This window comes from Nonomuraea sp. NPDC003707 (assembly GCF_053587055.1).
The window spans coordinates 63,273-89,677 of the sequence record NZ_JBSFNK010000031.1; the positions used below are offsets into that span (position 1 = coordinate 63,273).

Annotated in this window: 27 protein-coding genes; 15 read left to right on the forward strand and 12 right to left on the reverse strand. The window is 70.5% G+C overall.

Going from position 1 to position 26,405, the window contains the following annotated elements; genetic code table 11:
* Positions 1–19: 19 nt before the first annotated feature.
* Entirely contained in the window at positions 20–517 is a 498-nt protein-coding gene (locus ACWDRB_RS49865) for a cupin domain-containing protein (RefSeq protein WP_449906814.1), read from the reverse strand.
* A 193-nt stretch (positions 518–710) separates the two neighbouring features.
* On the opposite strand from ACWDRB_RS49865, the gene ACWDRB_RS49870 reads away from it, so the two are divergent.
* The 4 genes from ACWDRB_RS49870 (at position 711) to ACWDRB_RS49885 (ending at position 4,595) form a co-directional block, all read left to right on the forward strand.
* Positions 711–1,196 carry a carboxymuconolactone decarboxylase family protein gene (locus tag ACWDRB_RS49870; protein WP_397370241.1) on the forward strand — a complete coding sequence of 162 codons (486 nt, stop codon included), beginning with the start codon at positions 711–713 and terminating at the stop codon, positions 1,194–1,196.
* Positions 1,197–1,300: 104 nt separating this feature from the next.
* Positions 1,301–2,242: an RNA polymerase sigma-70 factor gene (locus ACWDRB_RS49875; RefSeq protein ID WP_449906817.1), complete on the forward strand. Its 942-nt coding sequence runs from the start codon at positions 1,301–1,303 to the stop codon at positions 2,240–2,242.
* Positions 2,243–2,321: 79 nt separating this feature from the next.
* Positions 2,322–3,518: an NAD(P)/FAD-dependent oxidoreductase gene (locus ACWDRB_RS49880; RefSeq protein WP_449906820.1), complete on the forward strand. Its 1,197-nt coding sequence runs from the start codon at positions 2,322–2,324 to the stop codon at positions 3,516–3,518.
* A gap of 102 nt (positions 3,519–3,620) precedes the next feature.
* Positions 3,621–4,595 (forward strand): redoxin family protein, encoded by a 975-nt coding sequence (locus tag ACWDRB_RS49885; RefSeq protein WP_449906823.1) that lies wholly within the window; start codon positions 3,621–3,623, stop codon positions 4,593–4,595.
* Here the strand turns inward: ACWDRB_RS49885 and ACWDRB_RS49890 are convergent.
* From ACWDRB_RS49890 to ACWDRB_RS49910, 5 genes are read right to left on the reverse strand one after another with little or no spacing between them, the layout of a single operon-like run.
* Complete coding sequence (locus tag ACWDRB_RS49890) at positions 4,576–6,366, reverse strand: FtsX-like permease family protein (protein ID WP_449906825.1); 1,791 nt, start codon at positions 6,364–6,366, stop codon at positions 4,576–4,578. The two genes, ACWDRB_RS49885 and ACWDRB_RS49890, sit on opposite strands and share 20 nt — an antisense overlap.
* Before the next feature lie 5 nt (positions 6,367–6,371).
* Complete coding sequence (locus tag ACWDRB_RS49895) at positions 6,372–7,118, reverse strand: ABC transporter ATP-binding protein (protein WP_355196348.1); 747 nt, start codon at positions 7,116–7,118, stop codon at positions 6,372–6,374.
* Entirely contained in the window at positions 7,115–7,648 is a 534-nt protein-coding gene (locus ACWDRB_RS49900) for a PadR family transcriptional regulator (protein WP_449906830.1), read from the reverse strand. Before ACWDRB_RS49900 ends, ACWDRB_RS49895 begins: the two co-directional genes overlap by 4 nt.
* Before the next feature lie 11 nt (positions 7,649–7,659).
* A complete protein-coding gene (locus ACWDRB_RS49905) occupies positions 7,660–9,942 on the reverse strand; it encodes a transglycosylase domain-containing protein (RefSeq protein WP_449906833.1) in 2,283 nt (760 codons plus the stop codon).
* Between the two features lie 58 nt (positions 9,943–10,000).
* Entirely contained in the window at positions 10,001–10,966 is a 966-nt protein-coding gene (locus tag ACWDRB_RS49910) for a WD40 repeat domain-containing protein (protein ID WP_449906836.1), read from the reverse strand.
* 268 nt (positions 10,967–11,234) lie between these two features.
* Here ACWDRB_RS49910 and pdxR point away from each other — a divergent pair, with 268 nt between their 5' ends.
* Positions 11,235–12,686 carry a MocR-like pyridoxine biosynthesis transcription factor PdxR gene (gene pdxR / locus ACWDRB_RS49915; RefSeq protein WP_449906839.1) on the forward strand — a complete coding sequence of 484 codons (1,452 nt, stop codon included), beginning with the start codon at positions 11,235–11,237 and terminating at the stop codon, positions 12,684–12,686.
* A gap of 9 nt (positions 12,687–12,695) precedes the next feature.
* Here the strand turns inward: pdxR and ACWDRB_RS49920 are convergent, their stop codons facing one another.
* The 5 genes from ACWDRB_RS49920 to ACWDRB_RS49940 form a co-directional block, all read right to left on the reverse strand.
* Positions 12,696–14,051 carry an FAD-binding oxidoreductase gene (locus ACWDRB_RS49920; RefSeq protein ID WP_449906841.1) on the reverse strand — a complete coding sequence of 452 codons (1,356 nt, stop codon included), beginning with the start codon at positions 14,049–14,051 and terminating at the stop codon, positions 12,696–12,698.
* A 239-nt stretch (positions 14,052–14,290) separates the two neighbouring features.
* The gene (locus ACWDRB_RS49925; RefSeq protein WP_449906844.1) at positions 14,291–14,989 is read right to left on the reverse strand and encodes an NAD(P)-dependent oxidoreductase; all 699 of its coding nucleotides are present in this window, start codon (positions 14,987–14,989) and stop codon (positions 14,291–14,293) included.
* Between the two features lie 131 nt (positions 14,990–15,120).
* Positions 15,121–15,996: a sigma-70 family RNA polymerase sigma factor gene (locus tag ACWDRB_RS49930; RefSeq protein WP_449906847.1), complete on the reverse strand. Its 876-nt coding sequence runs from the start codon at positions 15,994–15,996 to the stop codon at positions 15,121–15,123.
* A complete protein-coding gene (locus ACWDRB_RS49935; protein ID WP_363973894.1) occupies positions 15,993–16,385 on the reverse strand; it encodes a VOC family protein in 393 nt (130 codons plus the stop codon). Before ACWDRB_RS49935 ends, ACWDRB_RS49930 begins: the two co-directional genes overlap by 4 nt.
* Before the next feature lie 102 nt (positions 16,386–16,487).
* Positions 16,488–17,075 carry a TetR family transcriptional regulator gene (locus ACWDRB_RS49940; RefSeq protein WP_449906851.1) on the reverse strand — a complete coding sequence of 196 codons (588 nt, stop codon included), beginning with the start codon at positions 17,073–17,075 and terminating at the stop codon, positions 16,488–16,490.
* Between the two features lie 98 nt (positions 17,076–17,173).
* Between ACWDRB_RS49940 and ACWDRB_RS49945 the strand changes: the two genes are divergently transcribed.
* The 10 genes from ACWDRB_RS49945 (at position 17,174) to ACWDRB_RS49990 (ending at position 26,090) form a co-directional block, all read left to right on the forward strand.
* Positions 17,174–18,217, forward strand: coding sequence for an NAD(P)-dependent alcohol dehydrogenase (locus ACWDRB_RS49945; protein WP_449906854.1), 1,044 nt, complete (start codon positions 17,174–17,176; stop codon positions 18,215–18,217).
* Positions 18,218–18,419: 202 nt separating this feature from the next.
* The gene (sigJ, locus tag ACWDRB_RS49950; RefSeq protein ID WP_449906857.1) at positions 18,420–19,340 is read left to right on the forward strand and encodes an RNA polymerase sigma factor SigJ; all 921 of its coding nucleotides are present in this window, start codon (positions 18,420–18,422) and stop codon (positions 19,338–19,340) included.
* Between the two features lie 112 nt (positions 19,341–19,452).
* Positions 19,453–20,061 (forward strand): NAD(P)H:quinone oxidoreductase, encoded by a 609-nt coding sequence (gene wrbA, locus ACWDRB_RS49955; protein ID WP_449906860.1) that lies wholly within the window; start codon positions 19,453–19,455, stop codon positions 20,059–20,061.
* A gap of 29 nt (positions 20,062–20,090) precedes the next feature.
* Complete coding sequence (locus tag ACWDRB_RS49960; RefSeq protein WP_449906863.1) at positions 20,091–20,519, forward strand: YybH family protein; 429 nt, start codon at positions 20,091–20,093, stop codon at positions 20,517–20,519.
* Positions 20,520–20,647: 128 nt separating this feature from the next.
* Positions 20,648–21,427: an SGNH hydrolase domain-containing protein gene (locus tag ACWDRB_RS49965; RefSeq protein ID WP_449906866.1), complete on the forward strand. Its 780-nt coding sequence runs from the start codon at positions 20,648–20,650 to the stop codon at positions 21,425–21,427.
* On the forward strand, positions 21,427–22,761 hold the full coding sequence (locus tag ACWDRB_RS49970) for an acyltransferase family protein (protein ID WP_449906869.1): 1,335 nt from the start codon (positions 21,427–21,429) through the stop codon (positions 22,759–22,761). The genes ACWDRB_RS49965 and ACWDRB_RS49970 overlap by 1 nt, the downstream gene beginning before the upstream one ends.
* A 46-nt stretch (positions 22,762–22,807) precedes the next feature.
* A complete protein-coding gene (locus ACWDRB_RS49975) occupies positions 22,808–23,194 on the forward strand; it encodes a hypothetical protein (protein WP_397370269.1) in 387 nt (128 codons plus the stop codon).
* Positions 23,191–23,874 carry a response regulator transcription factor gene (locus ACWDRB_RS49980; protein ID WP_350730502.1) on the forward strand — a complete coding sequence of 228 codons (684 nt, stop codon included), beginning with the start codon at positions 23,191–23,193 and terminating at the stop codon, positions 23,872–23,874. The genes ACWDRB_RS49975 and ACWDRB_RS49980 overlap by 4 nt, the downstream gene beginning before the upstream one ends.
* Positions 23,871–25,307, forward strand: coding sequence for an ATP-binding protein (locus ACWDRB_RS49985; RefSeq protein ID WP_449906874.1), 1,437 nt, complete (start codon positions 23,871–23,873; stop codon positions 25,305–25,307). Before ACWDRB_RS49980 ends, ACWDRB_RS49985 begins: the two co-directional genes overlap by 4 nt.
* Positions 25,308–25,433: 126 nt before the next feature.
* Positions 25,434–26,090, forward strand: a complete 657-nt coding sequence (locus ACWDRB_RS49990; RefSeq protein WP_449906877.1) for a CPBP family intramembrane glutamic endopeptidase — start codon at positions 25,434–25,436, stop codon at positions 26,088–26,090.
* Here ACWDRB_RS49990 and ACWDRB_RS49995 read toward each other — a convergent pair.
* Positions 26,054–26,305, reverse strand: coding sequence for a hypothetical protein (locus tag ACWDRB_RS49995; RefSeq protein ID WP_355196388.1), 252 nt, complete (start codon positions 26,303–26,305; stop codon positions 26,054–26,056). The genes ACWDRB_RS49990 and ACWDRB_RS49995 overlap by 37 nt on opposite strands.
* Positions 26,306–26,405 lie beyond the last annotated feature (100 nt).

The following is a 26,405-nucleotide window of genomic DNA, read 5'->3' on the forward strand; positions in this document are numbered from 1 at the left end:
GCGACGGGAATCACCAGGGCTACTGGGACAAGACCATGTACTGGTCGTGGCGGCCGTAGAGGTCGGTCCACTCCTCCTCGCCGAGTTGCCGCCCGCTCGCCACGATCTCGGCCAACTCCTCGAAGTAGGCCTCGCGAGGAGCGCCAGGGGCGAACAGCACCAGCATCGTGGCCGGCCCGTCCGAGTTGCGGAACGCGTGAATCCCGCCCGGAGGGACATGGAGGAAGTCACCTGGGGTGCCGTCGGCCCAGCTTTCCCCGTTGTACAGGCTGACCGTCCCGTTCAGGACGAAGAAGGACTCGGAGAAGGTCCGGTGAAAGTGAGGCCCTCCCCCGGACGGCTCGGCGCCCATCTCCCACCGGTAGAGCCCGTACTGGCCGCCGGTACTCGCGCCGGTGGCCAGGTAGTGCACCCTCGTACGCCCGCCGATCAACAGGTCCGGCGCGGTGTCCGCCGTGTGGAGCCTGCCGGTGACCTCTCCCTTGTCACCCAGGTAGCGAGCGTCCGGATATGACATCCCATTCCTCCTCGTCGATGGAGGAACTCTATGCACCTGACGCCGGTTCCGGGCGCTTTGTGACACCCAGGCTCGGTGGCGCACGTCACATCGTCGAGTTGTCACAGAGAACGGGTGGCCGGCATCTCCATGCCGTCAGGACGCCGCGCGAACGATCCGCGCGGCGTGCAGCTCCACAACTGAGGACGAAGTCATGGAACCCCGTATGAACCTGAACGCCAACGAGTTCGGCGCCAAGCTCGGCAAGCGGTTCTACAACGTCAGCTTGGCGATCGAGCAGTCGACGCTGCCCAAGCCCACCCAGGACCTGGTGATGCTGCGTGCCAGCCAGATCAACGGCTGCGGCTTCTGCGTCGACTACCACTCCAAGGATGCCGCGGCCGCCGGGGAAAGCGCGGTGCGGCTCAGCCTGGTCGCCGCCTGGCGCGAGTCCACCGTGTTCTCCGAGGCCGAGCGGGCCGCGCTGGCGCTCGCCGAGGAGGGCACCCGGCTCGCCGACGCCTACCAGGGGGTGTCCGACGAGACCTGGGCGCAGGTGCGCAAGCACTACGACGACGACCAGATCACCGCGCTGGTCTACCTGGTCGCCATGATCAACGCGGCCAACCGGCTTGGCGTGATCGTGCGCACCCAGGGAGGCTCCTACGAGCCCGGCATGTTCGCGAGCATGTCGAGCTGATCGACGGGCGAACCCCGGTCCAGGATCGTTCGATCCGGGCCGGGGCCCGCCCATGGCCGAGTGCGGCGGCGGCCGGTTCGCGCCGCGCGGGCTAGGATCGCGCCATGCCCTTGACTCTGGACGACGTCGACCGGTTCGAGGCGTCCAGGCCGCGCCTGGAGGCCATCGCCTACCGCCTCCTCGGCTCCGCCTCGGAGGCCGAGGACGCCGTGCAGGAGACGTTCCTGCGCTGGCAGGCCGCCGACGTCGACCGCATCGAGGTTCACGAGGCCTGGCTGACGAAGGTCCTCACCAACCTGTGCCTCAACCAGCTCACCTCCGCGCGGGCGCGCCGCGAGACCTACGTGGGCCGATGGCTTCCCGAGCCGCTGCTCGCCGGGGACCCGATGCTCGGCCCGGCCGACACCGCCGAGCAGCGCGACTCGGTCTCGTACGCGGTCCTCACCCTCATGGAGCGCCTCTCCCCCAACGAGCGGGCGGTGTACGTGCTGCGGGAGGCCTTCGACTACCCGCACCGGGAGATCGCCGAGATCCTCGACCTCACCGAGGCCGCCAGCCAGCAGATCTTTCACCGCGCCAAGAAGCACGTCGCGGACGGCAAGGCCCGTACCGAGATCGACGCGGCCGCCGCCCGGCGGATCGTCGAGGAGTTCCTGGCGGCCGCCACCAGCGGCCGGACCGAGCCGCTCGTACGCCTGCTCACCGCGGACGCCATCTCGGTCGGCGACGGCGGCGGGAAGATCCCGGCCCGCACCAAGGCGTTCGAGGGCGCTGTCGCGGTCGCGAAGTTCCTGCGGGGCCTGTTCAAACCCGCCGAGGCCAAGCGCACCCTGGTCGGCGGGTCGCCCGAGATCTACGCCTGGATCGTCAACGGCGACCCCGCCGTGGTGGCCGTCGTGGACGGCCGGGTCGTGGGCATCATGTGCCTGGAGGTCACCGCCGAGGGCATCACCGCGTTCCGCAACCAGGTCAACCCCGACAAGCTCGAACGCGCGACCGCGCAATGGGCGGCCGCCGACCACGGGGAGCCCCTGTTCGATATGTGAGGTGCTTCACATCCCGTTCCTGTCAGGAAACGGCGGGCTGCCCGGTTCAAGAGGCAACCGCACCAGACAGGAGCAGGAAATGCAGCACCGCATCGTCGTCCTCGGGGCCGGATACACCGGAGCCGCCGCCGCCGGCCGCCTCGCCAAGCGGCTCCACCGCGAGGACGTCGCCATCACCCTCGTCAACGCCGAGCCCGACTTCGTCGAACGCGTCCGCATGCACCAGGTGGCGACCGGCCAGGACCTCAAGCCCCGACCGTTCAGCGAGATGTTCGCGGGCACCGGCGTCGAAGTCCGGCTCGCGCAGGTCACCGGCGTCGACGTCGACCGCAAGACCGTCGCCGTCATCGACGCGAACGGCGCCGGACAGCTCCCCTACGACACGCTCGTCTACGCCCTCGGCAGCCGCTGGAACGCCCAAGGCGTCCCCGGGACCGCCGAGCACGCCCATGAGATCGCCAGCCGCCCCGGAGCGCTCCGGCTGCGCGAGCGCCTGGCCCGCCTCGACGCCGGGCAGAGCGTGGTCGTCGTCGGCGGCGGTCTCACCGGTGTGGAGGCCGCGACCGAGATCGCCGAGGCCCGCCCTGACCTCGACGTCGCCCTCGCCGCCCGGGACGGCCTCGGCGACTGGCTCTCCCCCAAGGGCCGCGAGCACCTGCGCAAGGTCTTCGGCAAGCTCGGGATCACCGCGTACGAGCACGCCGCCGTCACCGGCGTCGAAGCCGACCGCGTCACCACCGCCGACGGCACGGCCATCCCGGCCGCGGTCACCGTGTGGACCGCCGGCTTCGCAGTCCACCCGATCGCGAAGGCGACCGCCCTGGAGGTCACCGGCAGCGGCCAGATCGTGGTCGACGGGACCATGCGCTCGGTCTCGCACCCGGACGTGTACGCCATCGGCGACGCGGCCATGGTGATGGGCCCCGGCGACAAGCCGCTGCGCATGTCGTGCGCCTCGGGTACTCCGACCGCGTGGCAGGCCGCCGACGCGATCGCGGCGCGCCTGACCGGCGGGAAGCTCCCGAACGTGTCGATCCGCTACTTCAACCAGTGCATCTCGCTGGGCCGCAAGGAGGGCTTGATCCAGTACGTCACCGCCGACGACCGCGCCGTGCAGGCGGTCCTGACCGGCCGGCTCGCCGCCGTCTACAAGGAACTGATCTGCAAGAGCGCCGCCTGGGGCGTCGCCAACCCGACGCTCGGGCTGCCGACCCGGCGCCGCCGCGTCACCCGGGAGCGCGCCGCGGCGGGCTCGGCCGTCAAGGCGTCGGCATAGAGCGCGAGGGGAGGCGGGCGCCCGCGCGGCCCCAGAGACGTCCTCGGCCCGGCTTGACCTTACCCTTAAGGGCAGGGTTTACCGTTCTTCGAGGTGAGAGGCATGCGGATCAGCGAGCTGGCCCGTCGGGCGGGCGTGACGACAAAAGCGGTGCGTTACTACGAATCGCTGGGACTCCTCGCGCCCGAGCGGCTGGCCAACGGCTACCGGGACTACGACGAGCACGACGTACGACTCACGCGGGAGATCAGGGCGCTCGGCAACCTCGGGATCCCCGTCGAGCGCACCCGGCCGTTCCTGGACTGCCTCACGGCCGGCCACCGGCACGCCGACGACTGCCCGGCCTCGCTGGCCGGGTACCGGGACGCGATCGCCGAGCTCACGCAGCGGATCGAGGGACTCACCGCCCGCCGGGCTGTTCTGATCGGGCACCTGGAGGAGGCCGCCCACCGCAACAGCCGCGTCTCACCGGCCACCGAAGGAGAGGACCCGATGACCGACTACGCGAGCCTGCCCGCTGACCTGCCCGTTCCTGAGGACGACGGCGCGGCCGCCCATCTGCCGGGCATGAAGGTGCCGCCCCTGGAATTCCAGGGCACCGGCGGCGCGACGATCCGCCTTGACGCGCTCGGCGCGGGCCGGACGGTGCTCTACATCTACCCGCTCACCGGCCGCCCGGGCACCGACCTGCCCGACGGCTGGGACTCGATCCCCGGAGCGCGTGGCTGCACCCCCGAGGCCTGCGGCTTCCGCGACCACCATCAGGACCTGCTCGCCGCCGGCGCGGCCGGCGTGTTCGGCCTGTCGAGCCAGGACACCGACTATCAGCGCGAGGTCGTCGAGCGGCTCCACCTGCCGTTCCAGATGCTCTCCGACCCTGCGCGGAGCCTGGCCCAGTCGCTCGGTCTGCCCACGTTCGAGACCGGCGGGCGGACGCTGTACAAGCGGCTGACTCTGATCATCCGCGACGGCGTGATCGAGCACGTCTTCTACCCGATCTTCCCGCCGGACGAGCACGCCGGCCAGGTCCTGACCTGGCTGCGCGACAACCCTCTGGTCAGGCCGTTTCGGCGCTGAGGGTCTGTGCCACGGGCCGACGGGCCGCCCAGCGTGCGGGTACGGCGGTGAGTGCCGCCGTTGCCAGGACGATCACGAGTGCGGCCGCCAGCATCCAGGAGACGGGGGGTGTGATCGTGTTCCCGACGCTGAAGAGCCCGAACAGGCCGATGCCCAGGGGGACGCCGGCGAGCGCGCCGAGCAGGGCGGGCAGGAGCTGGGCGGCGGACAGCCCCGCGGAGATCTGTCCCGGGGTGGCGCCGAGGGTGCGGGCGATGGCCATGTTCGCTCGGGCGTCCATCGCCGTGGTCCAGGTGAGCGTGATGGTGTTCACGACGGCGAGTGCGATCAGCAGGATGGCGACGGCGAGCATCAGCCGGCGGTCGTGCTCGCCCCGCAGGTTGGGCAGGGCGGAGGAGCCGTTGAGGCCGTAACCCCTCTCCGATTGGACGTAGAGGGTCAGCAGGGCGACGATCGCGATCATTGTGGTGGCGGTGGAGCACGCCTGCAGCACGGCGCGGCCCGGCCGGCGCGCGGTCAGCCGCAGCCCGAGCAGCAGCGGCGTGGGCAGCAGCGCTGACAGCGCGGTGAGCCAGGGCCGGTGACGGGGCTGGTGCGCGGTGGCGGACAGCGCCGTGACGGTCGCCGTACGCATGGCCCGCAGGGTGGGACGCAGCGTGGACAGCACCGCCACCGCCACGGCGAGGACGGTCGCCGTGGCGACGGTGGCGCCGCCGGGTCCGACCGCTTCGCCGATCCGGCTGGCGGTGGGGCTGGCGATGGCGGGCACGGTCAGGCGGGCGATCACCAGCCCCAGCACGTCGCCGACCAGCGCCAGCACCAGGTACTCGGTGAACAGGACGGCGGCGATCAGGCCCGGGGTGGCACCGACGGCCTTGAGCAGCCCGGCCCGGCGCGTCTGCTCGACGGCGCGTCCCGTCGCCAGTGCCGCCACTCCGGTGATGGCCAGGAAACTGAGCAGCCAGCTACCGACGACCAGGATCGGCTGGCTGTTCCTGAGGATGACCATGTCCTGTTGCGCGGTGAACTGCCAGGAGTGGAAGTTGACCCTGAGGGTGGGCACACTGCGGGCGTCGATGAAGGCCTCGGTGGCGGCGGGGTCGCGCAGCTTGAGGTCCATGGCCGTGGTCACCGGGAGGTCTTGGGACGACGCCAGTGTCCGGGCGTCCGATCGGGTCATCCAGGCCAGGCCGCTGTAGTCGCTGGGGCCGCCGCCCGGGCCGATCTGCGCCGCCCAGGGGTAGATGGAGGTGGCCGCGCTGACGGCGATCCCGATGACGGGGTACGACCGGCCGGCGATGGTGACGTGGTCGCCGACGCCGACGCCCAGCGCGGTGGCGAAGCCGCGTTCGAGGACCGTGCCGCCGGAGCGGACCCACTGACCCGAGGTCATCAGGGGCCGGTTGACCGCGCCGGGCTTCTCGGCGAAGCCCTGCACCACCACTGGGGACGACGTGGAATCACGCGTGGTGAGGTTGGCGTAGACGATGCGATAAGGGCCATGGTGGGCGACCACTTCGGGAGTGTCCGTCAGCGAGACCAGGGTCGGGGTCACGGAGGGGCCCGTCTCGCCGGAGAGCACCACCACGTCCGGCCCGGCGGTGGCCGCGCGGGTCTGCACGTACAGCGCGTCGCTCACGCCGCGCAGGGACAGGCCCAGTGCCATCGTGGCGGTGGCCACGGTCACCGCGAGCAGGAGCATCACGGCCTGGACCCGATGCCGCCGCACGTCAGCCAGCACCAGACGCACGACGAGGACGATGGAGCCCATGCCGTTCAGCCCTCCAGCCCGATCAGGCCGCCGAGCCACCCGGTGCCGGTGCCCGTGCCGGCCATCCGGGTGTCGTCGACGAACATCCCGTCGCGCATCGAGATCAGCCGGTCCGCGGTGGCCGCGACCCGCTCGTCGTGCGTGACGATCACGAGGGTCTGCCCCGCCGAACGCAGGTCCTCGAAGATCCTCAGCACGTCGAGTGTCGCCGCGGTGTCGAGGTTGCCGGTCGGCTCGTCGGCCAGGACGACCAGCGGGTCGTTGGCCAGCGCGCGGGCGATGGCGATCCGCTGGCGTTGCCCGCCCGACAGCTGCGACGGCAGATGCCGGGCACGGTCGGTGAGCCCGACCCGTTCCAGCAGCAGGCCCGTGCGCCGCCTGGCCTCGCGCCGCGAGCGCCCGGCCAGCAGTACGGGCAGCTCCACGTTCTCGGCCGCCGACAGCTCCTCCACCAGATGGAAGGCCTGGAAGACGAACCCCACCGACCGGCGCCGCAGCCGCGCCAGAGCCCGCTCGCTCAGGGTGTCGATGCGCCGGCCGGCCAGCCACACCTCCCCGTCGCTGGGCCGCTCCAGGCCGCCGAGCAGGTGGAGCAGGGTGGACTTCCCGCAGCCGCTGGGGCCCATCACCGCCAGCATCTGCCCCTGGGGCACCTCCAGGTCGACGTCGTCGACCGCGCGGACCCGGCCCTGCCCCTGACCGTGATGTTTCACCAGGCCGCGGACACCGACCACGGGACTCGACTCGCTCATGCGTCCTCAACCTTGTCGTCGATCCTGGACCAGGCTCGCTCGCAGGCCGCCAGCCAGCGCAGGTCCGCCTGCAGCCGCAGCATGATCCCTTCCAGCAGCAGGCCGGCGCCCGAGCCCGCCGGCTCGGCCAGCGCCGCGTGCTGCGTCTCGTTCAAGCGGCGCAGCAGCTCGCGGCGCTGCGCCGCGACCAGCTCGACCGGGTCGGCCAGCCGGGCCGCGGCGGCCGCGACGAGCTTGAGGTGAAACTCCGCCAGGTCCGGTTTCGGCCAGCCCACCTCGGCCAGCCACGCGGCCACCCGCTGCTGCCCGGCCGGCGTCAGCGCATAGACCTTGCGGTCCGGCCGCTCGGGAAGGCCGTCGGCCCGCTCGCAGACCACGAGCCCCGCTTTTTCCAGCCGGGCCAGCGTCACATAGATCTGACCGCGGTTCATCGACTCGCCCAGCGGGCCGAGACTCTGCCGCAGCCGGGCGTGCAGGTGGTAGCCGTGCGACGCCTCCTTGGCGAGCATCGCCAGCACTGCGTCTTGCACTTCCCTCCCTCCTAAGGCTTCCTGAGCCGGAACCCGGTGGTGACGTCGTCCCCTTCGAGGGGATCGCCGTCCTCGAACGGGTCGTCGCCGACGTCGTCGTCGGTGGACGGCTCCTCGGTCGGCTTGGGCGTCGGCTTCCGCACCAGGTCGTGCTGCCGGCCGCCGAAGGTCGGCGCCGGGAACGGCTCGACCGGTTTGCCGTCCATCGCGATCGTCATGAAGTCACGCCAGATCTTGGTAGGTGTCCCGGCGCCCTGGATGTTGCCCAGGGAGACCTCCTTGGGCAGGGGGTAGCCGTTGGCGTCCTTGATGACCTTCTTGGTCTTCGGGTCCGTCCGCGGGACCTCCTTGTACATCCCGACGGCCGCGGAGAGCTGCGGGGTGTATCCGACGAACCAGGCTTCCTTGTTCTCGTTGTTGGTGCCGGTCTTGCCCGCGATCGGACGCCCGCCGGGCAGCGAGGTGCCCCTGGCGGTGCCGGACTTGACCACCTGCTGCATCGCGTAGGTCGCGTCCGCGGCGCTGTCCGGGCTGATGACTGTTTTGGGCACGCCGGCCTCCTCCATGACGGTCATCCCCTTGAACGTCTTGACCGAGACGACCACGTGCGCGTCGTGGTGGACGCCGCCGTTGGCGAAGATGCCGTACCCGTCGGCCTGCTCGACCGGGGTGACCAGGCCGGCGCCGATGGACATGCCGAACGCGTGGTCCTTGACGGCCTGGTCCAGATTCTTCTTGTTGATCCCGGCGTCCCCGGCGATCCTCTCGACCTCTTTCAGGCCGACCTCCTGCGCCATCGTGGCGAACGCCGTGTTCACCGACTCGGCGGTGGCCCGGTCGATCTGCACGGCCGCGCCCACGTCGTGCGAGTTGCCGATCGGCTTGGTGCCCGGCAGCGTGACCGGGCCGTTGCCGGACACGTAGCTCTTGAGGCTGTAGCCGTTCTCGAGCCAGGCGGCCAGCACGTACGGCTTGAACGCCGACGCGGCCTGCTTGTAGGCGTCGAAGGCGTTGTTGGTGAAGCTCTTCAGGTAGTCGCGGCCGCTGTAGAACGCGATCACCCGGCCGTTGCGCGGGTCCACGGCGGCCATGTTCGCGCGGATGTGCTTGTCGTGGACGGTGGCGAGGTTGCTCTCCACCGCATTCTTCGCGGCCTGCATGAGCTTCCTGTCGAACGTCGTCGTGACCCGGAAACCGCCGCTGCGCAGGCTTTCCCTGGAGATCCCCCGCTGCTCCAGCTCACGCTGCGCGATGTCGACCATGTAGCCGTTGATGCCCTTGAGGGTCTCTTTCTTGTCGAGCTTGGCGAGTTTGGGGAACTTCGCCCTCTTGGGCAGCTGCCCGTACTTCGCCGGGTCGACGATCGCCATGCCGCCGATGACGTACGCGAACCGCTCCCGGGTCGGCGCCCAGTTCTTCTTGGCCTCCGTCTTGTCGAAGACGACCGGGTTCTGGATCCGGCCCGCCAGGTAGGCCGCCTCGGCGGGGGTCAGCTTGTCGACGTCCTTGTCGAAGAACGCCTGGGCAGCGGCCTGGATGCCGTCCGCACTGCGGCCGAAATAGATGGTGTTGAGGTAGTTGGCGAGGATCTCGTCCTTCGACATCTCCTTGCTCGCGCGGATCGAGACGAAGATCTCCTTGACCTTCCGCTGAATGGTCCGCTCCTGGCTGAGGCCGTCGTAGTAGGCCCGCGCCATCTCCTGCGTGATCGTCGAGCCGCCCTGGACCTGCTGGCCGGTCAGGGTGCTCCACGCCGCCCGCGTGATGCCGGACACCGAGATGCCCGGGTCGGTGCGGAACGTGCGGTTCTCGGCGGCGATGAAGGCGTCCTGGACATGCCGCGGGATCTTGGTGATCGGGACGATCTCGCGCTTGGTGCCGAGCCGGGCGATCTCGGTCTTGCCGTCCCGGTAGTAGATGACGCTGCCCTGCTCGGTTGCCTTCTGCTGGGTCGCCAGAGGCAGCGGGGTGTTGCCGTACGCCACCATGATCATGCCGAAGAGACCCACCGCCAGCACCGTGCAGGCGAGGACCACGACCTTCCAGCTGGGGATGAACCGCTTCCAGCCGGTCCGGCGCGGCCGGTCGCCGTCCTCGTCCGGCCCTCCCCCGGGACCTTCGCCGCCCGGCCCGCCTCGTCCCTGGCCGCCGGAGCTCCGTAACCCGTCACCACCTGGCACCGTCGCCTGGGGGGTGGCGCGGCGCCGCCTCCTGCGCGGGCTTTCCCCGGCGCCGCTGCGGTCGGCCTCGCGCCGAGTATGTGAGCGGTACCCGTGCGACGGCTCCTCGGCCATTGCCAGCAATCCATCCCCCTAACGGTTAGCCAATAGATAGCGGTTACCCTAAGGGGTGTCAAAGCGCCGGGGGCGCGAGGTCGGACTCGTTCCAGATCCGCAGGACTCCGTCGCCCCCGGAGGTGACGAGCACGCACCGGCCGTCGACGATCGCCGGCTCCATCGTCGTGATGCCGTGCCCGTGCGCGTCGACGTGGCCGACCTCGGTCCCGTCGGTGGCGTCCCACAGGCGCAGCGAGTCCTGGGTCGGGGTCACCACCAGCGGCCGCCCGTTCACCGTCATCATCGCCACTGTCTCCAGAGCCCCGCCCGAGGCAGAGACCGGTCCGTACAGCGGCTCGTCCGGTTCGGCGTCAAGGGCCCAGGCGTACAGTTCGCCCTTCTCGGTGACCGCGACGATCGCCGTGCGCTCTGCGAGAGCGCAGGCGGTCACGGCCCACACCCGCCCCTCGTACGGGTAGAACGAGCCGAGCTCGGTGAGGCTCGCGGCGTCCCACACATGAGCTCCCGACCCGCCCGCCAGGATCAGACGGCGGCTGCCGACCTGTGCCGTCCCCAGGCAGGACAACTGGCCCACTTCGTCAAGCAGGGTGTCCGTGCCGTCCGGCGACCAGAGCCGTACCTCCTCGGAATACTGCTGCGCGGTGACGAACCGGTTGTCGAGCGCGATGACATCGGCGAGGTAGGCGCCGTTGAGCGGCGTCCGCCACAGGAGCTCACCGCTGCCGAGATCCCACAGAGCCGGCTCCTGCTCGTCCCCGCCGGCCGCCAGGAGGAGCCTGCCGTCAACGGAGAGCGCGGCGACCATGTCGATGACGTTCGCGGCATCGGGGAACTGTGCCACGATCGGATCCCCCGCGTGCGCGTACGGCAGGGAATGCCCCGACCATTCGCCGGTCGACGGAGACCACGTCCACACCCCGCCCCACCTGTCCGCGCAGACGATCAGGGAGCTGCCCTCGTGGCGTACAACGGAGAGGTCGCGGATCGGGGAATCGGTGGGGATCGTTTCGCTCATGATCATCCGCAGAGTGTAGCCACCCGCTGCGGGCCACCATCGGGTACGGCTGGAACATCCGCTTACGGCCGTAGCGGTCTCCCAGCGATCCGCCCGACAGCATCGGCCGCCCGCTTCTCACGTCCACTTGCGCAATCTCCTTCGATGAGCGCGCCATCACGACGAGCCAACCGTAGAAGTTCAAGCCGACTTGAGCTCAAGGCCTCACCACCGAGGAACCCGGCAGGTCACTCGGCTTGGCAGGAATTGGTACACGCCGGTAACGTCCGATCCTGTGGGGCGATTGAGGACCAATTCCGGGCTGGCCGAGGACTTGCTCATCGAACTGGACCGCGACGCCGGGGTGCCACTGCACCGGCAGATCGAGGCGTCCATCCGCGCGAGCGTCCGGGCCGGTCGGTTGCGAGCGGGTACGTCGCTGCCACCCACCCGCACTCTCGCGGCCGGGCTCGGGGTCTCCCGCGGGGTGGTCGTGGAGGCCTACCAGCAGCTCGTGGCCGAGGGTTACCTTGCCAGCCGATCGGGCGGTTACACCCAGGTCGCCGCGTCGATGCCGCCGGCCGCCGCCGACCCGGGCTCCGCGGCTTCGACGGCGGCTTCGACGGCGCAGCCGGCCGCCCGCAGCCTCGGCTTCAGGGTCGACTTCGGGTACGGGCGTACCGACGTGTCGCAGTTCCCGCGGACCGCCTGGCTGCGCTCGGTTCGTACCGTGCTCACCACCACACCCAACGATCGGTTCGCCTACCTCGACGGGCACGGCGTACCGGAACTGCGCCAGGCCCTGTGCGACTATCTCAACCGGGTACGCGGCACGCTGGCCGTCCCCGGCAACGTGGTCATCTGCAACGGCTACGGGCAGGGCATCTCGCTGCTGATCCAGGTGCTCGCACGGCGCGGCGCAAGGCGGATCGCCCTGGAGGACCCGTCGTCCGACGACGATGCCCGGGTGCTGGCCGGGGCCGCGGGACTGGACGTGGTCGGCATCCCGGTGGGTCCGGACGGCGTTCAGGTCGACGCCCTCGACCTGGCCGACGCCGACGCGCTGGTCCTCACGCCATCGCACCAGTGGCCAACCGGCGGGGTGCTGTCGGCGGCGGCGAGGGCCGAGGTGATCCGCTGGGCGAGGCGCCGCGGCGCGATCGTGGTCGAAGACGACTACGACGCGGAGTACCGCTACGACCGGTCTCCGGTGGGCGCCATGCAGGGCCTGGCGCCCGATCACGTCGTCTACTGCGGCACGGCCAGCAAGACGCTCGCGCCGGGGTTGCGGCTCGGCTGGATGGTGGTGCCTCCCCAACTGGTCGACGACGTCGCCGCGGCAAAGCTGCTCGCCGACCGCGGTTCGTCGGTCATCGACCAGCTGACGTTCGCCGACTTTCTCGGCCGCGGCGAGTTCGACCGTCACCTGCGCCGGATGCGTCCGGTGTACCGGCGCCGCCGCGACGCGCTGCTGGACGCGCTGCGTACCCATCTGCCGGATCTGCGACTGGCCGGGATCGCCGCCGGGCAGCACGTGGTCGCCTGGCTCCCGCCCGACCTCGACGAGGCGGCGGTGGTGGCGGCAGCCGCCCGGCACGGGCTCGGCATCCAGGGCGTCGGGCCGTTCCGGATCGCCGGCGCCGGGCCCGGTGGCCTGATCTTCGGCTACGCCATCCTCAGCGAGAGCGCCATCGCCGAGGGGGTCGCGCTGCTGGCGACGGCCATCCGGGAGGTACGGGGATCCTGACGCGGCCCGTCACAGTGCCGGACGGATGTTCTGGTTCAGGTGGAACACGTTCGCCGGGTCGTACGCGGTCTTCACCGCGGTCAGCCGGGCCAGCTTTGCGGCCGAGTACGCCCGCCGCACGCCGCGCTGCCCATCGGCCAGTTCGTCGGCCGTCAACGAGTTGACGTAGATCCCGCTGGCGTACGGCTCGAGCGAGGCACCGGCGGCGCGGGCGGCACCCATCCTGGCGTCGTCCTCGACCGGGTCGGTCCAGCGGGAGCCGGCACCGAACTCGAACATCGTGCCGCGGTGGCTGAACGCCGCCTCTGCTTCCGGGACATCGGCGATCGCGCCGCCGTGCGCCTGCAGGCCGACGCCCGGCAGGTCCAGGCTCGCGCTCAGGTCGGAGCCGCCCCGCAGCAAAAACGCCTCGATCGCCGCGATGGGAAAGCTCCGCAGGTAGTGCCCCTTGGAATAGCGGCGGTATGCGTGGCCGCCGGTGGAGTCCTCGCGTTGCTGAAGTTCGAGGTACGACGGTGTGGTGACGCGGGAGGCAACGGGACGCCCGAGCGCCCGCATCGCGGGGAGCAGCCGGCGGCCCTCGGCCGGGTCGCCGACCCACACGAACCCCAGCGTGGCGATCGGGCCAGAGGGAGCGCTGCTGACACCGGCGGTGAACGTCGCCTGCCGAGGCGCGACGGCGTTCAGGTCGCGCCAGCCCTCGATGACCGGGACGGCGTCCTCGGCGCGGAAGTCGAACTCGGCGACCAGCGTCCGCGTGCCGGCGTGATGCAACTGGAACTCGAACTCGGTGACGATGCCGAAGTTGCCACCACCGCCGCGCAGGCCCCAGAACAGGTCGGGGTTCTCGGTACGGCTCGCGGTCACCACGTCGCCCTCGGCGGTGACCATCGTGCAGGAGACGACGTTGTCGCAGGCCAGGCCGTACTGGCGGGCCAGCCAGCCCATGCCGCCGCCGAGCGTGAGCCCGCCGACGCCGGTGTGTGAGACGTTGCCGGCGGTGGTGGCCAGGCCGTACGCCTGGGACGCCCGGTCCAGCGCGCCGAGCAGGGCGCCACCCTGCACCCGGGCCCGGCGACGGGCCGGGTCGACCCGCACGCCACCCATGGGCGTCAGGTCGATCATGAGACCACCGTCAGGCACGGCGAAGCCGGCGGCGTTGTGGCCACCGCAGCGCACGCCGATCTCGAGGTCCAGTTCGCGGGCCATCCGCACGGCGGCGACCACGTCGGCGGCGCCCGCCGCGCGGACGATCATGCGTGGACGCCGGTCGATCATGGCGTTCCAGACGGTACGGGCGGTGTCATAGCCGGCGTCGCCAGGCGCGAGCACCTGGCCGTCGAAGCGAGCTGCTGTCGTCGTCATGCCACTCAGCCTGGCAGGAATCGGTACCCTCGATAAGGTCCGATCCTGCAACCCAATTGAGGACCAATTCAAAGGTGCGCCCGCAATGCGAGGCGGTGCTCACGCCGGCTCGGCAGATCAAGGCGCACGCCCCGCACTGCCGGGTCATCCCGACGGTGTATGAGGTGAAACGGCTGGGCCGTGACGCCGCTCGTGGACGTCGCGCAGCACTCCCGAGGGGTCGGTGGTGTACCCGGCCATCAGGCGCTGCCGATGCGGAGTGCTTCCTTCAGGAACACGCGGTAGACGCTCGGCGTGCCCTCGGTGGTGATGACCTCGACGACGGAGCGGATGTTGCGATCCTCGACGGCCTCGCGGATGAGCGCGTCGGCCAGGTCGCGGCGTGCGGTGAACCGGCCGACCATCTGCGGCGGGCCGACGGTGTAGCCGGTGACCGCGTCGCCGTCGAACAGGCCGGAGGGGCGGAGGACGGTCCAGTCGAGGTCGGTCCGGGCCAGGAGCTCTTCCATGCGGGCGGCGTCCTCGTACAGGGGGCGGCCCATTCTGAGGAGCATGGGCACGATCACCTTGCGGTAGACGAGGGTCTCGCCGGGCGGGGGTTTCATCGGCACGCCGGTCGAGGTCACGCAGACCAGGCGCCGGACGCCGTGCGCGGCCATGGCCGCGACGATGTTCGCGGCGGACCGGGAGAACGGGGTGGGCACCTCGGAGCCGTAGGGGACGCCGAGCGTCGAGATTACCGCCTCGTGCCCGGCCACCACCCGGTCCACCGCCTCGGGGTCCAAGGCGTCCGCCTTCGCGACGTCCAGCGCGGGATCGCCGAGGAGGAACGCCTCCGGATGCCGGGTGACGGCGGTGACGGTGTGGCCCTCGGCCAGTGCCTGGGCGGTGGCGAGCCGCCCTGTCGGGCCGTTGGCCCCGAAGATCACGAGCTTCACGTGCTTCCCTCCCGTGGCTTGCGCCGCGACGTCGGCGTTTTACGCATCATATATTCATTATAAGTAGCGTAAAGACGCGTCCGGGCTCGGCCCGGGTCGGACATGCACGGGCCGAGCCTGACGACACCGGCTCAGGCTGGGGCGGGCAGCTGGATCGAGGCGAGTTTGGCCGGGTCGACGACGATGTGGATGCCGGTGATCCGGCCTTCGGCGACGGTGAAGGCGATGACGGAGAGAGGGGTTCCGTCGGGGCGCCAGGACATGTGGCCGGGGATGCCGTTGACCAGCACGGGTCGGTGGCGGGCGGCCTCGCCGGAGAACATGCGGGCGCCGGCGGCGACCTCGGTGGCGCCGAGGGTGACCACCACGCCGCCGGGGGTGTCGACGGTCAGCTTCACGTTCGGGTCGAGGACCCGCAGGAGCGCTTCGAAGTCGCCGCCGAGGGCGGCGGCGCGGAATGCGTGGACGACCTCTCGGTGCTCGCGGCCGGGGCCCGCCGGCCGGTCCGTGGCTTGGACCTTGCGGCGGGCGCGGCTGGCGAGCATCTTGGTGGCGTCGGCGGATTTGCCCAGGATCTGGCCGATTTCGTGGAACGGGACCGCGAACATGTCGTGCAGGACGAACGCCAGGCGCTCGCTCGGGGTGAGCGAGTCGAGCACGACGAGCAGGGCGAGGCCGACCGAATCGGCCAGCGCCGCCTGCTCGTCCGGCGCGGGGTCGTCGTGGGGCGTCACCACGAGGTCCGCATGCTCGTGCCCGTAGGCGGTTTCGGGGTGGGCCTGGCGGGATCTCAGGAGGTCCAGGCTGATGCGGCCGACCACGGTGGTCAGCCAGCCCGCCAGGTTGCCGATGGTCGTCTCGTCCTGGCGGACGAGACGCATCCAGGCTTCCTGGACCACGTCCTCGGCGTCGGCGTGCGAGCCCAGCACGCGGTACGCGACGGCGCGCAGCCGATCGCGCTGGGCTTCGAACGCCTCGGTCACGAGGCCGGACGGGTGGGCGGTCACGGCTTTCGCTGCTGACGGAGCGAGACCCGGTTGCCGTCCGGGTCCACCGCCTCGATGCGGACCCCGAACGGATAGTCCACGGGTTCGGACTCTTCGAAAGTGACGCCGCGCCGGCGCAGGATCTCGAAATCCTTCCGCAGATCATCGGATTCGAGGATCAGCGGACCGGGCGCCCCATCCTGGCCCACGTCGCCCGGCTGTCCCGCGGCCGCCGCATGCGACCACAGAAGAATCTGCACCGGGCTGTCGGGAACGCCCACAGTGAGGAAACGTCCGTCGGGCCCCCGGAAGTCGATCCGCTTTTCCAGGCCGAGTCCCTCGGTGTAGAACTCCAGCGCACGGTCCTGATCGGTGACGTAGACCGTCACGTACATGATGTTGTTCAGCATCTTGTTCTCACTTCACTCGTTGGTGCGACGACCGTTCGTATTCGGTCGTCGCACTTATGACGAGTGCCGATGGGAGAAGGTAACAGGACCGCTCCGGGAGCCTCAATCGGCCGCGACAGCGTGCCGGACGCATTCGCGGAGCAGGGTGCGGCGCTGTTCGTGGACGTCGGAGGACTCCTCGGCGGTCGCCGCATAGACGTTGCTGACCGGTGACCAGGCCATGGACATGGCGATGACCATGGCCATCACGTCGAACGGGTCTCCCTGGCGCACTCGCCCGGCGGCTTGGGCCTCGGCGATGGCACTCAGCTTGCGATCGTCGAGCCGGTCGTGGTCCTCCACGAGGTGGCCGGCCGGCCGGCGTTCCAGGCGCGCCCAGGTGGCCAACCGGATGAGGTCGGGACGGCGGAGGTACTCGTCGTAGAGGCGTACGGCCCAGTCTGCGAGGTCGGCGGCGTCGATCGGGACGACATTCACGATCCGCTCCAGCGAGGCGAAGAAGATCGCGTCGAAGAGCTTGTCCTTGTTGCCGAAGTAGGCGTAGAGCTGGGCCTTGTTGGTGTTCGCAGCGGACACGATCCGCTCGATCCGCGCCCCGGCGATGCCGTACTGGGCGAACTCCCGGGTCGCCGCATCAAGAATGCGCTGGTAGGTCGCGGCTCCGCGCGAGGTCAGGGGCTGGTCCGCCATGCTGATGACCTTACCAAACAGAACAGTTGGTTTGCCGAGCGCGCGACGCCGTGCCTACACTCCAATAAACCGAACAGTCTGTTTTAAGGAGAACTGCAGTGCGGACCACGACCGGATGGCAGGCGGACGGCGCGACGGCGAGTCTGCGGCGCACAGCGTTGCGGCGTCGCGACCTGCGCCCCAATGACCTCGCGGTCCAGATCGACTACTGCGGCGTCTGCCACAGCGACCTGCATGCGCTCCGCGACCACGACGACGAAGCCGGGCAACCCCTGGTTCCGGGGCACGAGTTCACCGGCGTGGTGACCGAGACGGGGCCCGCGGTCACCCGCTTCTCCGCCGGCGACCGGGTCGCCGTCGGCAACATCATCGATTCCTGCGGCGAGTGCGCCATGTGCCGGGCCGGCCAGGAGAACTTCTGTCACGCCTTCCCGACCCTGACCTACGGCGGCAGCGACCGGCAGGACGGATCGACCACCCTGGGCGGGTACTCCCGCGAGTACGTCGTCCGCGACCGGTTCGTCTACCCGCTGCCCCCTGGCCTGGACCCGGCCGGCGCCGCCCCGCTGCTCTGCGCCGGCATTACCGTCTGGGAGCCCCTGCACACTCTGGGAGTGGGGCCCGGCAGCCGCGTCGCCGTGGCAGGCCTGGGCGGCCTGGGGCATCTCGCGGTCAAGATGGCCGTGGCCCTCGGCGCCACGACGTCGGTCATCAGCCGATCCCCCGACAAGGCCGACGACGCGCGCCGGTTCGGCGCCCACGGGTTCATCGTGTCCACGGATCCGGAACAGATGGCCGAGGCCCGAGACACGTTCGACGTCGTCATCGACACCATCTCCACCCCGCACGACCTCGGCCCGTATCTGCGGCTGGTCGCCATGGACGGCACCCTCAGCCACCTTGGGCATCTCGGATCGCTCACCGTGGAGGCCATGGACCTGCTCGTGGGGCGCAAGAAACTCAGCTCCGCGGGCAGCGGCGGCCGTCCTGCGACGGCCGCCATGCTGGACTTCTGCGCCGACAAGGGCATCATCGCCGAGATCGAACTGCTCCCCTCTGCGCGGGTGAACGAGGTCCTCGACCGCCTCCGCCGCAACGACGTCCGCTACCGTTTCGTACTCGACATGTCCGACCTGGATTAAAGACAGCCGCGCGCTCACGGGAACGGCTGGAGGCCATCGCCCGGCAACACTCGGGCGTCTGCCGGCGACACCCTCTGCTGAGAGCCGTGATCACCCTGCTACGACGACACGGCGCCATGGAATGTCAGGCGAGACCTCACATTCCACGGCGCTGTCTCGTCGTAGTGGTGAGAGCGATTGCGACAAGGAAAGACGACATATCATGACCACCCGATCAGAGCCAGGAGACGACCGGCGCGATCCGAGCCTGAGCGCGATCATGAGCGAGCGGCGTCGGCTGATCAATCTCGCCTACCGGCTGCTCGGCTCGCTGGCCGACGCCGAGGACGTCGTGCAAGAGACCTACACCCGCTGGTACGCCATGACCCCGCGGCAGCAGGAGGCCATCGAGAGCCCCGGCGCCTGGCTGACCAAGGTCGCCGGCCGCATCTGCCTGGACCTGCTCGGCTCGGCCCGGGTCCGCCGCGAGAGCTACGTGGGCGAATGGGTTCCCGAGCCGCTGCCCGACCGTACGGAGTGGACCGGCGCGCGGCCGGGCGACCCCGCCGACCGGATCACCCTCGACGAGTCGGTCACCATGGCGTTCCTCGTGGTGCTCGAAGCGATGACCCCGGCCGAGCGCGTCGCGTTCGTCCTGCACGACGTCTTCCGCTACTCCTTCGCCGAAGTGGCCGAGGTCGTCGGCCGTACCCCGGCGGCCTGCCGCCAGCTCGCCTCCTCCGCGCGCCGCCGCATCCGCGAGTCACAGACGCCCGTGACGTCGGAGGCCCGGCAGGCCGACGTCGTCAGGGACTTCAAGCAGGCATGGGAGGCCAAGGACATCAGAGCCCTCGTCGACCTCCTCGACCCCGACGCCACGGCGATCGCCGACGGCGGCGGCCTGGTCACCGCCATGCTGGAGCCGGTCGAGGGCGCCGAGCGGATCGCGCGCTACCTGGTCGAGGTCGCCGGCCTGGCACCCGACCTCGTGTTCCTGGAGCGTACGGTCAACGGTCAGCCCGGCCTGGCGGCCCAGCAGGACGGGGAGACCGTGGTGGTCATGGCGTTCGACGTCGCAGGCGAGCGGATCAAGCACCTGTGGGCCGTACGCAACCCCAACAAGCTCCGGCCCTGGACGGCCTGACGCGCGCGGCGATGAACCCGCACGCGAAGCGCTCGGCAAAGACGTCCGCCTGACATTTCGCACGGCTCTGTCGTCAAACTCCTGAGACGAACATTGCGAAAGGAAACTGACCATGGAACCCGTCAACCTCGCGATCATTTACTACAGTGCCACCGGCACCGTGCATGCCTTGGCGCGAGCCGCCGCCGAAGGCGCGGAAAAGGCCGGCGCCAATGTGCGACTGCGCAAGGTTGCCGAAACGGCTCCGCCGGCGGCGATCAGCGCCAATCCGGCCTGGGGCCAGCACATTCAGGACACCGCCGACGTCGTCCAGGCCGGCCTCGACGACCTGGGGTGGGCCGACGCGGTGCTGTTCGGTACCCCCACCCGCTTCGGCAACCCGGCCAGTCAGCTCAGGGCGTTCATCGACACCACCGGGCCCCTGTGGTTCCAGGGCTTGCTCGCCAACAAGGTGTACTCGGCTTTCACCGCCTCCAACACTGCCCATGGCGGGCAGGAGTCCACCATCCTGGCGCTGGGGAACACGTTCTACCACTGGGGCGGCATCATCGTGCCTCCCGGCTACACCGATCCCATCCAGTTCCAGTCAGGCAACCCGTACGGCACCTCCCACGTGGCCGGCGACGGCGCACCCGGCGACGTGCCCTTGGACGCGGCCCGCTACCAGGCCCGCCGAATCGTCGACACCGCCGCCTCACTCAAGGCCGGCCGCGCCGCCTGACACCACACATTCCTTGAACGGAGGATGCAATGACTACGAACGATGCCGAATTTCTGGCCTTCCTGGAAGGTCGAGTCGATGCCTGCCAGGCAAAGGACATTGACCGGCTCATGTCCCACTATTCTCCCGACATCATTTATTACGATGTCGTTCCCCCGCTCCAGTTCGCGGGGTCCGACGAAGTCCGCCGCAATTTCGTGCGGTGGTTCGACGAATATGACGGCCCCATCGGCCTGGAAACGCACGAACTCAACATCGCCATCAGCGGAGACGTCGCGTTCGCGCACATGCTCCACCTGGACACCGGAACCCTGAAGGACGGGTCTGATCGCGTGATGTGGGTACGGTCGACGGTCTGCTGCCGCCGGACCAGCGGCAAGTGGCTGATCACGCATGAGCACATCTCCATGCCGTTCGACCCGGAGACCCTTCAACCCTGGGTCCCACCGGCGGTGTGAGCCGGCCGCTTGACGACAGCGACACCCTTGGCGCGCCCGCCCGGCCTTCGTGACGGCCGATCCCGCATCGTGTGATGAAACGATGACAACCCGGCTGAGCTCCGAATTCGTCTGATTGCCTGCTGGCCATGCGATCGACGAACCTCTCTCGCCGGTTCCACCACGGGTACACCGGCCTGATCCTGGCTGTCGCGACCGGGCTCACACTCGCGGGTTGCGGCGCGTCCGCGACCTCCCCCGGCGCGGCGACCCAGCAGACCGCCACCGGCGTCAAGGTGCTCTGGATGGGTGACTCCATCGCGGGCGCGCAGGCCCCGGCGCTGGAGGCGGCGTTGAAGGCCGCGGGCGTGGCATTCAAGAATGCCACGTCCGACGGCGGCGGCAACGTCGTCGCCGGTGACCACGAGGTGACGGCCATGGCGGCCAGGGACACCTGGAAGACGCTGAAGGAGAACCTCGCCTCCTTCCGGCCGACGGTGATCGCCTACCAGATCACCACCTACGACTGGGGCACCGCCCGCCAACAGCTGGCGGCCTACCAGCAGCTCTCCCGAACGGCCGTGGACGCGGGTGCCGAACTCGTGCTGGTGTCCGCGCCACCGTTCAAGATCGACGATTTCTACAAGCCCCACGAGAACGCGATCAAGACCGCGCCGGCGATGGCCGCCAAGACCACGCACGTTCGCTACCTGGATGCCTCCGCGCTGTGGGGCAGCGACTACGCGGCCGCCAAGGCCCAGCGCGCCAAGGACGGCATCCACTCCTGCCAGCAGGGCTCGGCGGCCTTCGCCACCTGGTTCGCCAAGCAGCTCGGCGAGTTGGCCGGCTTCACCCCGGCCGCCCCCGCCGTCTGGGCCACCGGGCCGTGGACCGGTGGCGAGCGCTTCGCCAAACTCGGCTGCGGCTGATGGGGCCGACGACGTCGGCCCCGCGCCGCGCGCATGTCGGCGCGCTCGACGGGCTGCGCGGGCTCGCTGTCGCCGCGGTCCTGCTGTTTCACGCCGGGCACCTGCGCGGCGGGTTCCTGGGCGTCGACCTGTTCTTCGTCCTGTCCGGCTTTCTGATCACCGGACTGCTGCTGGAGGAGCTCGGCAGGAACGGCGGTCTCCGCCTGGCGGCCTTCTGGGAGCGCAGGGCCCGCCGTCTGCTGCCCGCGCTGACCTTCATGGTCACCTCAACACTGCTGCTGGCCTGGGCGTTCGCCAGGCCGGACCTGCTGAGGTACGCCCTCCAGGACGCGCCGTGGGTGGCCGCCCAGAGCGTGAACTGGCACTACATCGGGGAGCGGATCGGCTACTGGAACGCCTCCGGCACGCGCCTGTTCGCCCACCTGTGGAGCATCGGCGTCGAATGGCAGTTCTACCTGGCCTGGCCTCTGATGCTGGCAGTGGCCGGGAGAGGGCCCGGCGGGCACCGGCGGGTGGCGCTCGTCGCGGTGGCCGGCGCGCTCGTCTCACTTCTGCTCATGATCAGGCTCGGGGCGGCCGTGGACAGCACCCGCGCCTACGAGGGCACCGACACCCGGGCCTTCTCCCTGCTCCTCGGCGCGGCCGCCGCCACGGCGCCCATCCGGAACGCGGTGGCCGGCCTGTCACGTACCGCCGTGGACGTGCTCTGCGTCCTGCTGCTGTGCGGACTGTTGGCCTCATGGCTGTCGACCGGCGGGGAAAAGGCCCCCGGCCTGTTCCAGGGCGGGATGTTCGCACACTCCCTGGCCGGCGCTGCGCTGATCGCGCTCCTGGCCCACGCACCGGACAGCCTGGCGGGCCGGGTGATCGGCAGCACCGTGCCGCGCCGGCTGGGCGAGCTGTCCTACAGCCTGTACCTGTGGCACTGGCCGGTCTACCTGCTGCTGCCCCGGCCGGTGGCCGGGTTCGGCGGCTGGGGCTGGACGATCATCGCGGCCGGGCTGTCACTGCTGGCTGCGGTAGTCTCGAAGGCCACCGTCGAAGATCCGATACGGCTACGCACCGGCTGGGCCACCGGGCGGCGCGGATGGGCGGCACTGGCCGCCGCGGCGGTCATGGCGGCGGGGTTGTGGGCGGCGATACCGCGGCCGCGGCCCGGCGCCGGGACGGTCGACGTGAGCAGGCTCAGCCAGTCATGGCAGGACGGTTCGCGCCAGGAAACGGGGGAACGGGCACATGCCGAGGCTCTTATGCCGCGTGGCGGCCGGCCTGGTCGCCGCGGCGACGCTGGCGGGTTGTGGAATCAGCGACACCGATGTGCGCTCCGCCGGTGACTTGGTCCAAGGCGGCCTGACCGAAGACCTCGGTAGTTCACTGCGGGTGTACTTCGTCACGCCCCAGGGCACCTGGCCGGTCTCCCGGCCGGCATCGGCCGCCGCCCGGGTGCAACAGGCCATGGACGCGCTGCTCGACGGCCCCACGGCGGCCGAGCGGGCACGAGGGCTGATCACGCAACTGCCCTCGGCGCCACGTCCGGTCCGCGCCAGGACGGCCAAGGGCCGCGTACAGCTGCATCTGCCGTGGCTGGTGCGTGACCTGCGCCCGGCTGCGGTGAGCCAGCTGGTCTGTACGGCCGCTGAGGCCCCGGACGTCGGCGACGACCCCGTGATCGAGGTGTTCGAGCCCGGCATGCCGGGCCCGCCCTGGCCCGTCAGGTGCGACGAGAGCGGGTCGGCCGTCCCGGCCCGCCAGGGAGCCTCCTCATGACCCGCGTCCTGGTGATAGAAGACGACCCGGCCGTACGCCGCGGCGTGAGCCTCGGCCTGCGCCACAGGGGCCACGAGACCCTGCTCGTCTCGACCGGCGAGGAAGGACTGGCCGAACTCATCGCGAGCGCGCCCGACATCGTCCTGCTCGACCTCATGCTGCCCGGCATGAGCGGCCTGGAGACCTGCCGCCGCATCCGCGCCTTCAGCCAGGTGCCCATCGTGATCCTTTCAGCCCGCGACGATGACGTGGACGTCGTCGTGGGCCTGGAAGCCGGCGCCGACGACTACGTGATCAAGCCGGCCAGCAGCGAGGTCATCGAGGCCCGCATGCGCGCGGTGCTGCGCCGTACCACCCAGCCCGCCTCCTCCGACCAGGCCCGCACCACCCACGGCGACCTGTTCGTCGACCGGGTCGCCCTGCGCGTGCTCAAGCACGGCGAGCAGCTCGCGCTGGCGCCGACGGAGCTGAAGCTGCTGCTGTTCCTGACGGCCGCGCCCGAGCAGACCTTCAGCCGCCAGCAACTCCTGGAACAGGTCTGGGAGCACAGCTTCCACGGCGACTACCGGCTGGTCGACGCGTGCGTGATGCGGCTGCGAGCCAAGATCGAGAACGACCCTCGCAACCCCCGCTACATCCAGACCGTGCGCGGCTTCGGTTACCGGTTCGGGCCGCTGTGATCCGCCTCGCCCGCGCCCGCGGCCTGAGAGCCCAGCTGGTCCTGGTGTTCCTCCTGGTCTCCGCGATCAGCGCGCTGACCGCCGCCACGATCACCTACCGGCAGGGCCACACCGCGATCGTCGAACGCGCCCAGGCCGACGTCCTGCAGGAACTACGCGCCAACCTCACCTCCCGGACGCCCGACCTGCCCGCCGACCCCGCCGAGGCGGATCTGCGCAAGCTGGCCCGGCAGCTGGACCTGGCGATGGGCACGCGGGGCCGGCACACCGCGCTGTCCTATCGTGGCGGCCCGCTCATCGCCGCCGGGAAGCAGGTGCCGCCGCTGCCCGCGCAGCTGCGCGACCAGGCGGCCTCGGCGCGCACCGCGCTGGCCCAGCGCTTCCACCACGCCCGGACGCCCTGGCTGGCCGTGGCCCTTCCCGTCACCGCCGCCGCACGCCCGCACGGCTCCCCGCCGCTCGTCGTCTACGCCTCCCTCTCCCTGGCCTCCCAGCAGCAGGACGTGGACAGCCTGGCGGCCGCCGCCCGCGCCGGAGCCCTCCCCGTCGCTCTGGCCTCCATCGTCCCCGCGCTGCTGGCCGCGCGCAGACTGCTGCGACCGGTACGGCGGCTGCGCACGGCCGCGGAACAGATGGCGGGAGGCAGCCTGGACACCCGCGTGGGCGTCACCGGCGACGACGAACTCGCCGACCTCGGCCGCACCTTCAACACCATGGCGGCCACGCTCCAGGCCGACGCGGCCGCACTGCGCGACATGGAAGCGCGGGCGCGGCGGTTCGCCGCCGACGTCTCCCACGAGCTGCGTACGCCGCTGGCGGCCATGAGCGCTGTCACCGGAGTCCTCGACGCCGACGCCGCCTCCGGCCGCCTCGCGCCGCTCACCGCCGAGGCGCTGCAGCTGGTCTCCGACGAGACGCGCAAGCTCACCCGCCTCGTCGAGGACCTGATCGAGGTGTCCCGCTTCGACGCCGGCGCCGCCGTACTGAATCTCGACGAGGTCGACCTGGGCGAGCTCATCGCCAAGACGCTCGATCTGCGGCACTGGCACGATCGGGTCCGCACCGACATCCCCCCGGGCCTGCGCGTCCGCCTCGACCCGCGCCGGGTCGATGTCATCCTCGCCAACCTCGTCGGCAACGCGCTGCGGCACGGCGGCCCGGCGGTGTCGGTCCTCATCCAGGTCCAGTCCGGTGCCGACCGGATCGTCGTCACCGTCTCCGACGACGGGCCCGGCATCCCCGCCGACCTTCTGCCCCACGTCTTCGACCGGTTCACCAAAGGCGACGCCGCCCGTACCCGTACCGAGGGCAGCGGTCTGGGCCTGGCCATCGCCGCCGAGAACGCGCGCCTGCACGGCGGCACCCTCACCGCTGCCAACGCCCCTCACGGCGGAGCCATCCTGGCCCTCGCCCTCCCCCGGACCTCACCCTGAACTCGTCCCATCCCCCGTGAGAGCTATCCCGAATGTCCCTTCCGGTGGGATGGCATGGCCCGCTCCGTTCCCTAGCCTCCCTTCTGCCGCAGGATCACCGCGGAACCTCGAACGGAAGGATCCGCCATGGCTCTGTCACAGGCCGCCTCCTCCACGGGCCGGCGCCGGCTCCGCGCGTTCCGGTTGCCCGTGCTGCCGATCGCGATGTTCGGCGGCCTGCGGGAGGTGTCCTGGGGCTCCTTCGGCGGGTTCGTCGGCACCGCCGGCATGATGGCGAGCGTCGCGGTCGCCGAGGAACTCCTGTTCCGAGGAGTCCTGTTCCGCATCGTGGAGGAACACACCGGCACCGTGATCGCCCTGGTCGTGTCCGCCCTGCTGTTCGGCGCGACGCATCTGGTCAACGTCAACGCCACGCTGTGGGGGACGCTCTCGCTCGCCCTGACGGGAGGGACCATGACGGCCGCGGCCTACGTCGCGACCCGCTCGCTGTGGTTGCCGATCAGCCTTCACTTCGCCTGGAACTTCACCCATGCGGGCATCTTCGGAGTCGTACTCTCCGGGTCGGACCTGCCACCCCACGGCCTGCTGAACGCCACGCTGTCCGGCCCGGCCCCGCTGACCGGCGGAACGTTCGGCCCCGAGGCCAGCCTGCTCGCACTGCTGGTCTGCCTGGGACCCACGGCCTTCTGGCTACGGCGGGCCGCCCACACCGGCCGGATCCGGCACCGCCCGCGCAGGGCCGTGGCTCACGCCGGCTCGGATTCGTCCTCGAAGACGAAGTAGATGCTCAGGACGTACGGTTCTGCCTCACCGGTCGCGTAGTCCCACGAGACGTCCACCAGAAATACGTTGTGAGCCCCCACCCACTCCTGGGCCTTGCCGAACGCTTCCGCGGCGGTCCGTGCGGGGAACAGCAACCTGGCCATCGGATGGACTTGCGAGTCGGCATCGGAGTCGTCGAAGTCCGCCGGAACGTCGAGGCGCAAATCGGGCTTCATGCCCCGCACTCTGCCACATTGATCGCAGCGCCCGCTGATGAACGGCCCCGAACCCGGGCCGACGCCTGCAGCGCGAGCGATTACGGGACGCTGATCGTGC